This is a genomic window from Streptomyces sp. NBC_00335, from assembly GCF_036127095.1.
Classification (GTDB): Bacteria; Actinomycetota; Actinomycetes; order Streptomycetales; family Streptomycetaceae; genus Streptomyces.
The window spans coordinates 446,632-461,272 of the sequence record NZ_CP108006.1 but is presented as its reverse complement, the minus strand read 5'-3'; the positions used below and the strand labels follow the sequence as shown (position 1 = coordinate 461,272).

General features: G+C 70.8%; 13 protein-coding genes and 1 pseudogene. 5 read left to right on the top strand and 9 right to left on the bottom strand.

The genetic code is table 11. From position 1 onward, the window contains the following. Positions 1-22: 22 nt before the first annotated feature. The 5 genes from OHA37_RS02095 to OHA37_RS02075 all read right to left on the bottom strand — a co-directional run bounded on the left by OHA37_RS02095 (position 23) and on the right by OHA37_RS02075 (position 5,489). Positions 23-1,054, bottom strand: coding sequence for a hypothetical protein (locus OHA37_RS02095; protein ID WP_266901813.1), 1,032 nt, complete (start codon positions 1,052-1,054; stop codon positions 23-25). Continuing rightward, the gene (locus OHA37_RS02090; protein ID WP_266901811.1) at positions 1,051-2,409 is read right to left on the bottom strand and encodes an MFS transporter; all 1,359 of its coding nucleotides are present in this window, start codon (positions 2,407-2,409) and stop codon (positions 1,051-1,053) included. The genes OHA37_RS02095 and OHA37_RS02090 overlap by 4 nt, the downstream gene beginning before the upstream one ends. Beyond that, a complete protein-coding gene (locus tag OHA37_RS02085) occupies positions 2,409-3,701 on the bottom strand; it encodes a discoidin domain-containing protein (RefSeq protein ID WP_266901810.1) in 1,293 nt (430 codons plus the stop codon). The genes OHA37_RS02090 and OHA37_RS02085 overlap by 1 nt, the downstream gene beginning before the upstream one ends. 330 nt (positions 3,702-4,031) lie before the next feature. Beyond that, complete coding sequence (locus tag OHA37_RS02080) at positions 4,032-4,757, bottom strand: hypothetical protein (protein ID WP_266901809.1); 726 nt, start codon at positions 4,755-4,757, stop codon at positions 4,032-4,034. A gap of 162 nt (positions 4,758-4,919) precedes the next feature. Beyond that, entirely contained in the window at positions 4,920-5,489 is a 570-nt protein-coding gene (locus tag OHA37_RS02075; RefSeq protein WP_266901808.1) for a DinB family protein, read from the bottom strand. Between the two features lie 224 nt (positions 5,490-5,713). On the opposite strand from OHA37_RS02075, the gene rox reads away from it, so the two are divergent. Both rox and OHA37_RS02065 read left to right on the top strand, forming a co-directional pair. After that, the gene (gene rox, locus OHA37_RS02070) at positions 5,714-7,138 is read left to right on the top strand and encodes a rifampin monooxygenase (RefSeq protein ID WP_266912451.1); all 1,425 of its coding nucleotides are present in this window, start codon (positions 5,714-5,716) and stop codon (positions 7,136-7,138) included. 9 nt (positions 7,139-7,147) lie between these two features. After that, positions 7,148-7,357: pseudogene (locus OHA37_RS02065) on the top strand (SDR family oxidoreductase); the annotation flags it as partial. Between the two features lie 104 nt (positions 7,358-7,461). Here OHA37_RS02065 and OHA37_RS02060 read toward each other — a convergent pair. Next, a complete protein-coding gene (locus OHA37_RS02060; protein WP_266901807.1) occupies positions 7,462-7,818 on the bottom strand; it encodes a hypothetical protein in 357 nt (118 codons plus the stop codon). 85 nt (positions 7,819-7,903) lie between these two features. Here OHA37_RS02060 and OHA37_RS02055 point away from each other — a divergent pair, with 85 nt between their 5' ends. After that, entirely contained in the window at positions 7,904-8,362 is a 459-nt protein-coding gene (locus OHA37_RS02055) for a PPOX class F420-dependent oxidoreductase (protein ID WP_266901806.1), read from the top strand. A gap of 6 nt (positions 8,363-8,368) precedes the next feature. Here OHA37_RS02055 and OHA37_RS02050 read toward each other — a convergent pair whose 3' ends face one another. Beyond that, entirely contained in the window at positions 8,369-10,384 is a 2,016-nt protein-coding gene (locus tag OHA37_RS02050; protein ID WP_323182301.1) for a GNAT family N-acetyltransferase, read from the bottom strand. Positions 10,385-10,915: 531 nt separating this feature from the next. On the opposite strand from OHA37_RS02050, the gene OHA37_RS02045 reads away from it, so the two are divergent. Together OHA37_RS02045 and OHA37_RS02040 are read left to right on the top strand one after the other, a co-directional pair. Continuing rightward, entirely contained in the window at positions 10,916-12,121 is a 1,206-nt protein-coding gene (locus tag OHA37_RS02045; RefSeq protein ID WP_266901805.1) for an IS110 family transposase, read from the top strand. A 133-nt stretch (positions 12,122-12,254) separates the two neighbouring features. After that, positions 12,255-12,956 (top strand): hypothetical protein, encoded by a 702-nt coding sequence (locus OHA37_RS02040; protein ID WP_266901804.1) that lies wholly within the window; start codon positions 12,255-12,257, stop codon positions 12,954-12,956. A 63-nt stretch (positions 12,957-13,019) separates the two neighbouring features. Here the strand turns inward: OHA37_RS02040 and OHA37_RS02035 are convergent, their stop codons facing one another. After that, on the bottom strand, positions 13,020-13,562 hold the full coding sequence (locus tag OHA37_RS02035; RefSeq protein ID WP_266901803.1) for an NUDIX domain-containing protein: 543 nt from the start codon (positions 13,560-13,562) through the stop codon (positions 13,020-13,022). Between the two features lie 217 nt (positions 13,563-13,779). Next, positions 13,780-14,609, bottom strand: a protein-coding gene (locus tag OHA37_RS02030; protein ID WP_266912449.1) for an IS5 family transposase whose coding sequence is annotated in 2 segments (ribosomal slippage) — positions 13,780-14,247 and positions 14,250-14,609 — 828 coding nt in all. Because the reading frame shifts where the segments join, the coding sequence is not laid out codon by codon here. Positions 14,610-14,641: the final 32 nt, after the last annotated feature.

Here is a 14,641-nt window from a genome sequence, read left to right as displayed (position 1 = left end):
CCGCCACCGCCGCCGGCGCCGGTCAGCCCGCCACCGCCACCGGCGACGAGCCCCCCGCGACGGCCAAGCGGGGGGCTCCGGTGCCGTCGGCGGGGACGGTCCAGACGTCGCCCGCGCGCCCGTCCGCGCCCGGCAGGGCGTAGGCGACCGTCCCGTCGTCCGTCCAGGACGCCTGGTCGTCCACGCCGCGCGTCTCGGCGAGCGGGGTCTCGGCCATCGTCCGCAGGTCGAGGACGTACAGCCGCCAGGGTGCGGCCGGGTCGTCGGACACCTTCTTCTTGAAGGCGACCCGCGTGTTGTCGGGCGACAGGGAGGGGCATTCGACGTTCTCCCGCAGCGTCCTCGCCGACCAGTCGCCCATGTTCCCCTCGACGAGGTACGTACGCCCCTTGGTGGAGACGGTCGCGTAGAAGCGGCTGTCGTCGCGGGCGAAGCTCACGCCCCAGTAGTTGACGTCGGGGGAGTGGTAGCGGACACCGTCGATGGTGAGGGGTATCTCCTCCAGGGACTTCACCAGGTACCCCGTGCGCAGGTCGAGGACGGCCGTCCGCGTGGAGAAGCCGGTGGTGGAGTACGAGTCCCCGGTGGCGAACACCGTCCAGGCGAGCATCTGCCCGGACGCGGACACCCGGGCCCGGGTCGGAACCCCCGGCACGGTCGTCCGCCTCACCTCGCGCAGGTCCCGGTCGAGGACGACGGCGTACGTCTTCGGCAGCACCCCCGGCTCGGCGCGCAGGCAGAGGGCGGTGCCCCCGGCGGCGTGGAACCGGTCGCAGACGGGGCCGCCCGCGGTGCGCCCGGCTCCGCCCTCCGTCGCGGTCAGGGGCTGGTGCGCCACCCGTCCCGTGGCGGTGTCCCGGAAGTACAGGGCGGGACCTTCCAGGGCGAAGGAGGCTTCCGCGCCGCCCCGTTGACCGGCCGGCCGGTTCGCCGCGTGCAGGGCGTAGCCGGCGGCGGAGCCCGCGAGCAGGACGACCGCGGCGGCCGTGACGGCGGTACGGGCCCGGGCGCCGAGCCGGCGTGCGGGCGCCGGCCCGGTGAGCTGCGTGGTCATGGGGCGCTCCTCTCACTGGTGGGGGATCGCCCCGGCCCCACGGCAGCGGCCGGGGACTGCGGGGCTGCGGGATCGACCGCGTCGTGCGGATCGCCCGCATCGCGGGGCGCGCCCGGATCGCGCGGCAGCAGCGCCCAGCCCCCCGCCAGCGCGGCGAGCAGCACCGCCGTCGCCCCCCAGAGCGCGGGCCGCGGCCCCCACACCGTCCACGCGGCGCCGAAGCCCGCCGCCGCGAGCATCCGGGCCAGGGCCTGGCCGGTCTGGAGCACGGCCAGCCCGCCCGCCCGGCCCCCGGCGGGCAGTACCGGCCCGGCGAGGGCCATCAGCACCCCGTCGGTGGCCGCGTAGAACACCCCGAGCAGGGCGAGGACGGCCGCGAGGAGGAGCGGGGCCGGTCCGCCGGCCGGGGCGAGCAGGACGAGGTAGGCGCCGAGCAGGGCGAGGTGTCCGTAGAGGAACGGCAGCCGGCGCCCCACCCGGTCGGCGATCCGGCCCACCGGGACGGCCAGGAGCAGGTAGCCCGCGGCCGCGCCGAGCGGCAGCAGCGGGAACCAGCCGGGGTCCAGGCCCAGCCGGCGCTGGAGCAGGAGGTAGACGAAGGCGTCCCCGATGGTGGCTGCGCCGAGCAGGGCGGCGGCCCAGAGGATCCGCCGGAAGGCGGGGTCGCGCAGCGCCCCGAAGGCCTTGCTCCGGCGTGGAGTTGGGGCGGGGGCTGCCGCCGGGTGGTGGTGGCCGGGAACGTAGAGGACCAGGAGCAGCACGCCGAGCAGGCCGCAGCAGAAGCTGGCGACGAACACCGCGTCGTACGCGCCCGCGGTCGCCCAGAGCAGGGCGAAGGCGGCGAGCGGGCCGAGCAGGGCGCCGGTGGTGTCCATGGCCCGGTGCACGCCGAAGGACCGGCCGAGCTCCTCGGGAGGGCTGTTGAGGGTGATCAGGGCGTCACGGGGGGCCGTACGGATGCCCTTGCCGACCCGGTCGGCGGCCAGGGCCGCCGCGATCCCGCCGGTGGCGCCGCCCGCGAGCAGCAGGCCGAGCCGGGAGCAGGCCGAGACGGCGTAGCCGATCCCCGCGACGTGCTTGTACCGGTGGCCGCGGTCCGCGAGGTGCCCGCCGAGCAGCCGTACGACCGCGCCGGCTCCTCCCATCAGCCCGTCCAGGAAGCCGAATTGGAGGGGGGAGAGGCCGAGTCCGAGGACGAGGTAGAGCGGCAGCACCGCGCTGACCATCTCGGACGAGACATCGGTGACGAGACTGACCGCACCGAGCGCCAGAACGGCGGCGGGGACGCGCCGGCCCGCCCCCGTGGTGGGGGGCGGGGCCGGAGCGGCCCGGCGGCCTGTGGTGGCCAGGTACATCAGTGGCAGGTGTACTTCGGGCTGGTGTCCTTGATCGTCCCGTCGGTGGCGACGTAGGTCCAGCTGTAGGCCGAGTCGGTGAAGTCCAGCTTCAGGACCCCGTAGGTTCCGCTGATCCGCTTCTGGCTGTTGGGCTGGACGTCCTCGATGGCGTACGGGTCGGCGCCGCCCATGCCGCCGACGATCTCGGTGATCCCGTCGGCGGTGGCGTTGCCGTTCGGGTCCTGCGGGGCGAACCGCTCGTAGTGGTGGTCGTGCCCGCCCAGCACGAGGTCGGCCTTGGCGCCGTACAGGATGTTCCAGACCGGCTTGCTCACCGGGTCGTTGCCGTGACCGCCGGAGGAGTACAGCGGGTGGTGCCAGTAGGCGGCGATGCAGCCCTTGGTGTTCGCGGCGAGGTCGGCCTTGAGCCAGTCGATCTGGGCCTTCTGGTCGAAGGAGTTGGAGTCGAGGGCGATGAAGTGCCAGTTGCCCTCGTTGAAGCTGTAGTAGCTCTTGCCCTGGGGGTAGGCGACGGCCCCGAAGTAGGCCTTGTACCCGGCGAGCGGTCCGGCGGGGTCGTAGGTTTCGTGGTTGCCCGGCACCGGGCGGGTCTTGTCCTTGAACGCGCCCCAGGAAGTGTCGTAGTAGTTCCGGTAGTCGGAGATCCGGGCGTCGTCGTACTGGTTGTCGCCCATCGTCAGGTAGAACTTCGGGTTGATCTTCTGGGCCTGCGCTGCGGTCTTGGGGTGGGCGCAGGAGCTGTCGGAGGCGGTGCACTGGGCGGCGATGTCACCGGCGGCGACCACGGTGAAGGCACCGGTCGGCGGGGGAGTCCCGCCGTCGAGGGTGCCGTACACCTCGACCTCGTACAGGGAGTACCCGTAGGAGGTGCCGCGGGCGGTTCCGTACACGCGCAGGTAGCGGCCGTTGCCGGAGAGGCCGGTCCAGTCGTCGGTGCCGCCGTTCCCGGCCGTCTCGTTGGCGAGCCGGGTCCAGGTGGTGCCGTCGGCGGAGATTTCGACCCGGTACGTCTTGGCGTACGCGGCCTCCCAACGCAGCGCCACCCGCGTGACCTTGGCGTTCGCGCCGAGGTCGACGCGGATCCACTGCGGGTCCTTGCCCTCGATGCTGGCCCACCGGGTGGTGGAGCTGCCGTCGAAGGCGTTCTGCGGACCGAAGCTCGAACTCTCCACGGAGGAGGCCGTGGCGGTCTTGCCGCGCGAGATGAGGGGGTCGACGGCGGCGCCGGCCCGTTCGGGATAGGCGAGCAACAGGCCGCCTACGAGGAGGAGTACGGCGGTGATGACCACACCTATCGTGCGGCGTGATGTGTGAACATGAGGCGTGCTTGGGGTGCTCAGGTGCATTCCTGACTCCCTGGCCTGGTGGGTGGCGAGAGCTGGCACCGGTACGAGACCCCGCGCCCCTGTCCGGGTGCGGACAGGGGTGGGCGTGGTCACAGCGGCCGGGTCAGAGCTCTCGCTGAGCGCGTCATACCCACGGATGCGGGCACCGCGCCGAGCCGCCGAAGCGGGATGCTAGCAAACAGGAAACTTTCCTACCAGTCATTCGCGGCAGGAGAATCGCCCTTCGGCGGGAGACTCGGCCCTCGGCGGGAGCTCGGCCTTCGGCAGGAGCGGTCAGGAGATCGCGTACCACTGGCTGCCCCAGCCGGTGTTGATCGTGCTGGTGGACTGCTCGGCGAGGTTCACGCCGGCCGGGAGCGAGGTCTGACCGGTCAGGACGGTGCTGTAGCGCAGACTCGGCGGGTTCAGGCCCGCGTTCACCGAGATCCCGGCGCCCGTGGCCTTGAGGGTGAGGGCGTTCGTCGCCCAGCTGCCGTTGAGGAGGAGGGCGACGAAGTAGGTGCCCGGGGCGGCGGCGAACGGCTTGGTGAGGGGGAACGGCTTGGCTATCGCGTCGGTCATCAGCTGCGGGGAGATGTCCGCGGTGGACGCGACCAGGGTGCCCTTGGCGTCGTACACGCCGAGGTAGCAGTTGGACAGTTGGGCGTTCGGGTCGATCCCGGCCAGCCCCAGCCAGATGTTGGACCAGGTGAGCTGCTCGCGCAGCACCATCCGGACCAGGGTGACCCGCCCGCCGACCCCGGCCGCGGACTGGGCGGTGACGTGCCCCGCGTCGTTCGGATCCCCGGTCCAGGCCAGCAGGTTCTGGTCCTGCGGCCGGGGCCCCTCGTACCCGGCGCCACCCGGCACCGGCGCGGGCGAGGCCGCCGCCGACGCGGAAGCGCCGGCCGTCCCCTTCCCGGCCGTGCCCCCACCGGACGCCGAGCAGCCGGACAGGACGAGGGCCGCCGCGAGCACGGCGACGAGGCCGGCCGAGGCGGTGGTGGTACGGGTGCGCATGGTCCCCCCATGAGGTGCTGATGGACGAAGGAAGCCATGGTCACACGGGCTGCGCCGGCTCCCGTACGCGCCTACGCGCCTACGCGCCTATGCGCCTACGGGCATGCGCGCGTCAGTGCGGCGGGCGCCAAGCGCGTGGGCGCCCGGCCCGGCCGCCGCCGGCTACTGGCCCACCCGCCCGTCGACGCATTCGCGCAACAGGTCGGCGTGCCCGCAGTGACGCGCGTACTCCTCGATCCGGTGCACCATCAGCTCCCGCACCGCGATCCGGTCCTTCCCCAGCCGCTCGCCCAGATCCGGGTGCGCGGCCAGCGCCGCGTCGGTCGCGGCCTGCTCGCGCTCGAGGTCGGCGTACGCTCCGTCGACCGCGGTCTGCTCGGCGACGGCCCCGTCGAAGTCCCCGTCGCGCCGGCCGTAGAGCTTCGGCAGCGGGTCGCCGTCGGTGATCCAGTTCTGCCAGTCCCGTTCCACCTCGGCGAGGTGGCGCACCAGACCGAGCAACGACATCGTCGACGGCGGGACCGACCGCCGGGCCAGCTGCTCCGGATCCAGGCCCTCGCACTTCATCCGCAGGGTCAGGCGGTAGTCCGAGAGGAACTCCTGCAAGGTGGCGAGCTCACCCTCCGCACCGCTCTCCCCGCTGTTGCGGGGGTCGTCGTCCGGGTCCGCCCACATGTCGGGGTAGACGGTCGCCTGGGTCCATCGCTCGCCTTGATCACTCATGCGTCCCATGCTCGTCCACGACGGGCCGGCCGACCAGCGGATTTCACCCGGAACACAGAAGGGCAAGGAGGTGTTTCCACTCCTTGCCACTCTCAACTTATAGCGCACGGGGGGGCTTGCGGCAAGGCCCCGGTGGTGACGCAGAATCACTGGCCGAAGACGGAACCTGCGGAAATGGTGATTGCGTGACGAACGAAGTGCCCGACGTGTCCAACCCGACCGACGTGACCGACGTGGCGGACGTGACCGTTGTCGGCGGCGGACCGACCGGTTTGATGCTGGCCGCCGAGTTGCGCCTGCACGGCGTCCGCGTGGTGGTGCTGGAGAAGCTGACCGAGCCGACCGGTGAGTCCCGCGGACAGGGCCTGCACACGCGCAGCGTCGAGCTGATGGACCAGCGCGGCCTGCTGGACCGATTCCTCGCCGTGAGCGAGAAGTTCCAGGTCGGCGGCCTGTTCGGCGGCATCATGAAGCCGTGGCCGGACCGGTTGGACACGGCGCACCCCTACGGCCTCGCCATCCCGCAGCCGGTCACCGAGCGCCTGCTCGGCGAGCACGCACTCGAAGTCGGTACCGAGATCCGGCGCGGCTGCGAAGCGGTCGGCCTGACCCAGGACGAGGACGGGGTGACCGTCGAGCTGGCGGACGGCACGCGCCTGCGCTCGCGCTACGTCGTCGGGTGCGACGGCGGCCGCAGCGCGGTGCGCAAACTCCTCGGCGTCGGCTTCCCCGGCGAGCCCGCCACGGTCGAGACCCTGTTGGGCGACATGGAGGTGACCGAGGACCCGGAGACGATCGCCGCCGTCGTCGCGGAGGTCCGCAAGACCCAGCTGCGTTTCGGCGTCAGCGCGGGTGAGAACGGGTCCTGCCGCATCGTCGTACCCGCCGACGGCGTGGCCGAAGACCGTACCGCGCCGACCCTGGAGGAGTTCAAGCAGCAGCTACGGGCCTTCGCGGGCACCGACTTCGGCGTGCACTCGCCGCGCTGGCTGTCCCGCTTCGGCGACGCCACCCGGCAGGCCGAGCGCTACCGGGTCGGCCGGGTCCTGCTGGCCGGAGACGCGGCGCACATCCACCCGCCGACCGGCGGACAGGGGCTCAACCTCGGCGTGCAGGACGCCTTCAACCTGGGCTGGAAGCTCGCCGCCGCGGTCAACGGCTGGGCCCCGCAGGACCTCCTCGACAGCTACCACGCCGAACGCCACCCGGTCGGCGCCGCCGTACTGGACAACACCCGGGCCCAGATCACCCTGCTCGGGACCGAAGCGGGCCCCACCGCGCTGCGGGAGCTGTTCGCGAAGCTGATGGACTTCGAGGAGGTCAACCGGTACGTGACGGGGATGATCACCGCGGTCGAGGTCCGCTACGACTTCGGCGAGGGCCACGAACTGCTCGGCCGCAGGCTGCGGGACGTGGAGCTGAAGCGCGGGCGCCTGTACGAACTGATGCACACGGGCCGCGGAATCCTGCTCGACCAGACCGGCCGGCTCTCGGTCTCCGGGTGGGCCGACCGGATCGATCACGTCGTCGACGGCAGTGAGGAGCTGGACGCGCCCGCCGTGCTGCTGCGCCCGGACGGCCACGTGGCATGGGTCGGCGAAGACCAGCACGACCTCGACGCGCACCTGCCGAAGTGGTTCGGCGCCGCCAAGGCCTGAGCATGCGGATCGGTTGCCCCGGGGATCATCGATACGGACGTCAACGCGGGCTGGCTGCGCGGCAACCCGCAGGCCGAAGCCCACGCGGCGTCCCTGGCCGCGCTGGGCCGGGTCGGCCGGCCGGCAGACGTGGCCGACATCGTGGCCTTCCTCGCCTCGGACGACGCGCGCTGGGTCACCGGCAAGGTGATCGATGCGACCGGAGGCTCCGGGCTGTGAGTCCGGGCTGTGAGTCTTCCCCTCGGGCGGCAGCACCCCGCCGCCACTGGGGGCGACGTGGAGAGGGGCGCGCACGCGGTGGACGGGGAACTGTGGCTGGAGCACTAACTCCGTACGGCGAGCAGCAGCCGCCAGCGCGGTTGCTCGGCGATCAGACTGGCCGAGGCCAGCACCGTCACGGCGACGGCTGCCCACGTCGGCCAGGCCGCCCAGGAGGAGACGACGGCCGCGACCAGTTGGAGCAGAGCCAGGCTGATGGTCACCACGCCGGGGACGGGCACGAGGATCTGCTCCCTCGTCATCCCGTTGTCACCCGGGGTGCCGAAGAGGGCCAACGTGGCGAGGAGGAGGAGGACCGCCGCCACGGCGAGCGGCACGGAGTACGGTGCGAGCGCCCAGGGAGTGGCAACCCAGGCGGCCAGCATGCTGAGGAAGCGGAGCGGGTCCGCCAGACGTATCACACGCCGACTTTCCCACAAGGTGCAGCGGTTCGGGTCACCTCCGGCAGCGTGGAATACCCTTCCACGCAAGGAAGTTGATCGCGTCATGACTCAAAATGCCGGTCCCCGCGCCCTGTCCGACGAAGCTCTCTCCGAACTGCTGGGCTCACAGCAGTTCGGCACTCTCGCCACCAACAAGAGCAGTGGCCATCCCCACCTCACCACGATGCTCTACCACTGGGACGCCGAAGCGCGCATCGTGCGGTTCTCCACCACGGCCGACCGCATCAAGGTCCGGCAGCTCCGGCGTGATCCACGAGCGGCCGTACACGTTCCGGGCGGCGACGTGTGGTCGTTCGCCGTGGCCGAAGGCGAGGCCGAGGTCTCGGAGGTCACGACCACGCCGGGGGACGCGACCGGGCGCGAGCTGCTCGCGATGGTGCCGGAGGCCGCGAAACCGCAGGACGAGGACGCCTTCCTGGAACAGCTGGTCGCCGAGCGCCGTGTGGTCATCCGCCTGAAGGTATCTCGGCTGTACGGCACGGCACTCGACATCAGCGGCTGAGACCGGTCATGCGTCGCGCATGGCCGTGCCCGCCCGGAGCGCTTCCCGGGCCACCTCGTGAAGTCCGAGCGGCACGGCGGCCCGTGCGATGAGGAAGTGTTCCTCGGCGACACTCACCCCCAGGCCGAGCTCCCGCCAAGTGGGCTTCCGGCAGGGAGGTTTTGGCAGTCCGAGACCGAGATCGAGCTCCGGCTGATCGGTGGGCGGCAGGGGCGGCAGTCCCTCCAGCGGGCCGTCGAGTACCGAGACCGCCTCCTGAAGGGACCGCCAGGCGGCCGCCACCTCGCCGTGACGGCGTTGCAAGGAGGCGAGGCGGGCAAGGGCCGAGCCGTGCCTGCCGGCGTCGTCCTGCAGCGAGACGTACAGGCGCAGTGCCCGGATCGCCTGCCCGAGGTCCCCGAGGGCTTCGAACTCGCGGGCGAGGCCGCTGAGCAGGGCCGCATCGCGCGGGCCCGTACCGTCGAGGAGGTGTATGAGCGCGGCGCGGGCCAGTTCGGTTCGCCCCTGGCGGCGGGCCAGCGCCGTCCAGGTGAGGTCGTACTCGTCGTGGGGATCCTGGCCGTAGTCCGACCAGTCGACGTCGGCCGCCCACTGGGCGAGCACTCCCGCGGAGTCGGGGAACTCGCCGAGCAGGAAGTGGACATCGGGGTCGGCCTCCCGCAGGGACCGCAGCAGCGCGTGGTCCTCCGTCATGCCGTGCAGTCCCACCAGGACCGCGGCGAGGCGGAGTTCCGCGGTGTTGCCGCGGTCGGCAGCCTCCTGGCGCAGGAGCGTGCGCAAGAGCTGCAGGTCCCCCGGCTGCCGGTCGTACTGGGCCGTGCGCAGGGCGGTGGCCCGCCGTACGGGATCGTTCGCGATCTCGTCCCAGCAGTCGGGGTCCGCCCGCATCCGGACCAGGTCGGCCCGGCCCGGAGCGAGGACCGCTTCCCAGAGCGGCGGACGCCGAAGCCGGTCCAGCGGCTCGTACGCGCAGCCTTCGTCCGCGTTCACCAGGAGGAACTCGGGCTCGGTCCGCAGAAGGCTTTCCTGGAGCCTGCGCAGCAGTTCCCGCCGGGGGAGCCGGCGCAGACCCAGCCCGCTGAGCAGCGTGCTGCGATCGGCGTCCAGCGCGGGGGCGTAGGAGCTCCGGATCTCGTCTTCGGTCCGGGCGAAGACCTCCTCCAGCACCTCGTCGTCCGCCGAGAGGTCGAGGTCCGTGTGGTCGTGCCAGCCCGGCAGGCCGAAGAGGATCTCCAGAGCCTCGTCCAAGCTCCTCCCGATGAGGCCCGCTCCGCCCTCGGAGCTCGCGTACAGCACGGCCCCGTCGGCGCACAGGAAGAAGGTTCCGCCGGTGTCGTCGCCCGCCACGGCCCTCAGCGGCGCCCCGCTCGCCAGGCGGACCTCTTCCACGTGCTCGGCCCGGTCGAGATCGAAATCGAAGGATTCCGCGGCCGTCCGCGCCAGATCGGGATGCCCGCGCAGGACGGTGAGTACGTGGTCGTGGCGCGTCAGTTCCTGGCTCTGGCCGCTCTCCCGTGCCGAATCGACTGCCCGCTTCCAGCTCACGGAGTAGGAGAGGCGCCGCGCGTCCTCGCCGGCCGGGAGCATGCCGGCAGCCGTCATGACGTGCTGCGAGGCCGTGTTCTCCCGGTCGGTGTCGCCCGATACCGAGGCCGCCCCGTGAGCGCGGGCGTGCTCCAGCAGGGCCCGCAGGGCCTCGGCGGCGTAGCCCCGACCCCGCACGGCGGGCACCAGCCCGTAACCTGCGATCACCCCGCCCTCCTCGTCGGCAGGGCCGTGGAACCCCGCACCGCCGATCAACAGCCCGTCGGAGCGCCGCTGGATCTCGAACGCCCCGTACGGTGCGGGGTCGCCCGTGTCGGCCAGCACCCGCAGGTACCGTTCGGCCCCGACCCGGTCCCCGGCGTCCGGATACCCCTCGGCCCAGCGGTCCTCCGGACCCGGTGTTCCGGCAACGAGCCGCCGGGCCCGGTCGGCGTCCAGCGGGACGAGGATGAGGCGTCGGGTCTGGAGAGGATCCATCCTCCAGGTGATACCAGCCCCGCTCCGCTTACCGCATCCGCTTTCCCGGAGGCGTTGGCCAGCAAGGCGTGGTGCAGGACAAGAGCAGCGAAGAAGGCGTACGTGCCGGCCGTGCCGGAGATCCCCTCGCCGCTCGGTAGGAGCTCGGGGAACCGTTCGAGCACGCGGACGCGCTCGGAAACGTCGACGATCGGGCGGTCGGCGCACCAGAGGACGTGTCCGCCGTCGGCTGCGAGGGTCCTGGCCCGCGTAGTGACAGGGGTACGTCACGCAGGTGTGACTGAGCGAACTAAAGCGCTCCTTACCTTGTTGGCGGGTTGATTCCGGTCCTTCGTACGATCGGGAGACCCAGGGGCCTGGGTGTGGCTTTAGCGCGCTCATGCCGTGGTTGTGGCTTTGACTGATTGGCCGCCCAGTGCCCCGCGACGACACGGCCACTCATTGGGATAAGCGAACAGAGATCGCTTCGTAAGGACACGCCGGCTTGGTCGTCTGCAGGGACCAGTCAACCGGACGACGAGGGAGGCTCGGGTGCCCGAGCTCTGGGCGGGGACGGATGCCGGCAAGGCCGCGCATCACTGCACGGTGATCGACACGGACGGGGCGAAGGTGCTCTCGCGCCGGGTGCCCAACAATGAACCCGACCTCTTGGAGCTGATAGGCGACGTTCTGGCGCTTGCGGAGGACGGCCCGGTGACCTGGGCCGTCGACCTGAACGCGGGCGGTGGGGCTCTGCTGATCGCCCTACTCGCCAGCCATGGTCAGCGGCTCCTCTACATTCCTGGCCGCACCGTCCACCACGCCTCCCGTGGCTACCGAGGCGACAGCAAGACCGACGCGAAGGACGCCTACGTCATCGCCGATCAGGCACGGATGCGTCGGGACCTGCAGCCTCTGCAGGAGTGGGACGAGATCGCGGTGGACCTGAAGATCCTCACCGCCCGCCGCTACGACCTCGCCGCAGACCGCACGCGCGCCATCAACCGGATGCGGGCCCAGCTCCTGGAGTACTTCCCTGCTCTCGAGCGGGCCTTCGACTATGCCGCCTCCAAGGCGGCACTTGTCCTGCTGACCGGCTACCAAACACCGGCTGGTCTGCGCCGGGTCGGCCCGAGCAGGCTCGCGACCTGGCTGAAGAACCGGAAAGTCCGTGGCGCCCAAGCCATGGCCGATGCGGCCGTCGCCGCGGCCCAGGCCCAGCACACGGCCGTGACCGGGGAGAGCACTGCCGCGGCCGTGGTCAACGCCCTGGCCAGGGCCGTGCTCGCTCTGGACGAAGAGATCGCTGGCATCGACGCGCAGATCGCGGTCCGTTTCCGAGAGCACCGCCACGCTGAGGTGGTCCTCAGCATGCCCGGCATGGGCCCGTTGCTGGGGGCGGAGTTCATCGCCTGCACCGGCGGCGACATGGACGCCTTCGGCAGCTCGGGCCAGCTCGCCGGCGTCGCCGGTCTCGCTCCGGTCCCACGTGACTCCGGTCGCATCAGCGGCAACATGCGCCGGCCACACCGCTACCATCGCCGACTCCTGCGGGTCTTCTACCTCTCCGCCCAGATTGCCGCCCGCTTCTGCCCCACCTCGAAAGCCTTCTACGACCGCAAACGAGCCGAGGGCAAGAACCACAAACAGGCGATCCTCGCCCTCGCCCGCCGTCGCCTCGACGTCCTGTGGGCTCTCCTCCGCGACCAACGCCATTGGACGGCCCAACCACCCCAACCAGAAGCAGTGGCAGCATGAACATTCCGGCTCAGCCACAAGTCTGCCGGGACGGCCTGCGGGTGACGGTCACTTCGCTGACCTTGGGGCCAGTCTGACGCCTAGCCTGAGGCAAGGCCCTCATCGGGCCATCCAACCCCAGGGAGGCAACGGAATGGCGCTGGAGATAATCCCCGATCGAGCCGGCCGGGAAGTCGCCTTTGAACCCATGCTGGATGAGCTCCTCACGGCCTTCTCTCCTGACTGGGAGTTGCCGCCGATCATGGAAGGCGAAGAGCGATATCACTGCAATGAGGTGAAGCGTTTTGAGGTCGGCGAGGCCGCAGCGCAAGATCTTGAAGCCACACGGCAACACGCAGACCTCCTTATGCGCGCGGCCGTGCACGATCAATGCCGGAGCGGTATTCGGCAACTGATCGAGCCCCTGGTGAAGGCGATCGGCCACCGACAGGTCCAGTCGGCGATCGTCGACTACATGAGGACCGGCTCCGACGCTGAGAAGGTCGGCGCCTCCATGGCCTGGTACTTCGCCCGGCCCGGACTTCAGTACGCCTCCATGGAGGATCTCCGCCGAGGAGTCCCCACAGAGGAGAGCAAGGCGGAATTGGAGGCACTGGCCGACCTTCGCGACGACTACCGCGCAGCCTGCCTCTCCGTTTTCCTGACCTGCGAAGACCCGGAGACACGCCAGGACCTCTCCCTCGACCTCAGCCTCGACGCGACGATCTACCCCGCCGCTCTCCAGGACAGCCACGAGAAGGCGAGGCGCATCATCCTGGCAGACCCCGAACGGTATCGCTTGCTCCTGGGACGCTGCACGCACGCGTCTTCTCCCATGGAGAGCCAACAAGACTGACCGACTGGTCCGCAGGCTTGACAACGATGATTGGGAATCAGTCACAGTCGGCCAGCTCTTCGGTCAGACCCAGGTGTACGTCTCGTCGGTGACCGGCTCGAGCGCGGCGTCGATGACGCCTGCGCGGGGTGTGGCCAGGGCTGCGAGGGCGGGGCCGATGGGCGGGAAGATCGGCAGCTCGGCGATCTTGCGGTAGTCGATCCACTCGACGACCCCGACTTCGTGGCTGCCGTCGGGCTGTTCGTCGAGTTCCTGCTCGGCGAGGGTGTCGCGGAGTTCGGTGGTGATGTGTAGGCGGTAGATCATGTGGAGCTTGCGCGGTGGCGGGGTGGGGCCGGGGCGGGTGACGCGCTGGTCGATGACCCACAGGAGTTCGCCGCCCTCGGCCTGGTCGATGTCCAGGTCGAGTTCTTCCGCGAGCTCACGGCGGAGGGCTTCACGAAGGTCTTCGCCGTCCTCGACGTTGCCACCCGGCGAGGTGTAGTGGGTGGAGTCGGCGCGGTCACGGCGGATGAGGGCGACGTCGTCACCGCAGAAGATAACGGCCCCGGTACGGATCTTGATCCGGGAGAACGGGACCGTCTGCTTCTCGGGAGTGTTGGTCATGGCGGCCAGTATCACGGCCCGAACGCGGGGCCGGGCTGGCTTTGCTCCTCGTTCCCCCGCCCGCCGGGGCCCCGGTCTAAAGGCTTGGTCAGCCGGCTCGCAGCCCGGGCAGGGCGAATGCCGTGCGCCTGGTGGCCATGGTGAAGTGCTCGATCCAGCCGTCCGGCAAGGTCAGCACGTGGCGCCGAAAGACTAACTAGAACGCTAAGAGGGTGTCTCACGTGGCAAGTTTCGCGAGCTTCTTGTAGCAGGTCAGGGCAGCAGCCAGGCCGAGGAAGGCGAGGAAGTGTGAGCCCTTTCGTTCGTACCGGACGGTCAAGCGGCGGTAGCCGAAGAGCCAAGCGATCGACCGCTCGATCTTCCAGCGGTGCCGCCCGAGGCGTTTTCCGGAGTCGACGCCTGGCCGCGCGATGCGCGCGACCAGCCCACGCTCGCGCAGCCAGGCCAGGTGCTCGGCGGAAAAATACGCCTTGTCCGCGCGGAGTTTGACGGGGCGGCGTCGCCGTGGCCCCCGGCGGGACCGGATGGCGGGGATGCCGAGGATGAGCGGCTTGAGGGCGAGACTGTCGTGCATGTTCGCGCCGGACACGGCGACGGTGAGTGGGACGCCCTGGGCATCGGACAGCACGTGCAACTTGCTGCCCTTCTTGCCGCGATCGACCGGGTTCGGACCGGTCAGTGATCCCCCCTTTTGGCGCGAACAGAGGCCGCGGCGACGATTGCCGAGGTCCAGTCCACCTTGCCCCGGGCCCCGAGTTCGTCCAGCACCGCCCGGTGGAGCCGACGCCATAGGCCGGCCTCGGTCCATATCGTGAAGCGGCGATGCGCGGTGGCGGGGGACGTGCCGAACGTCGGCGGCAGATGCCGCCAGGCACAGCCGGTGGTCAGGACGTACACCACTGCCGTGAACACTGCCCGTTCGTCACACGGAGCGGTCCCACCACCTTGCGGTCGAGCCGCGAACGACGGCAATAACGGGGCAACCAGCTCCCAGAGTGCATCAGGAACCAGGCGTTTCGACAGATCAGCAGCACTCACGACCGGCATCATGCCGCTCGAACATCACGTCACGTCGCGGG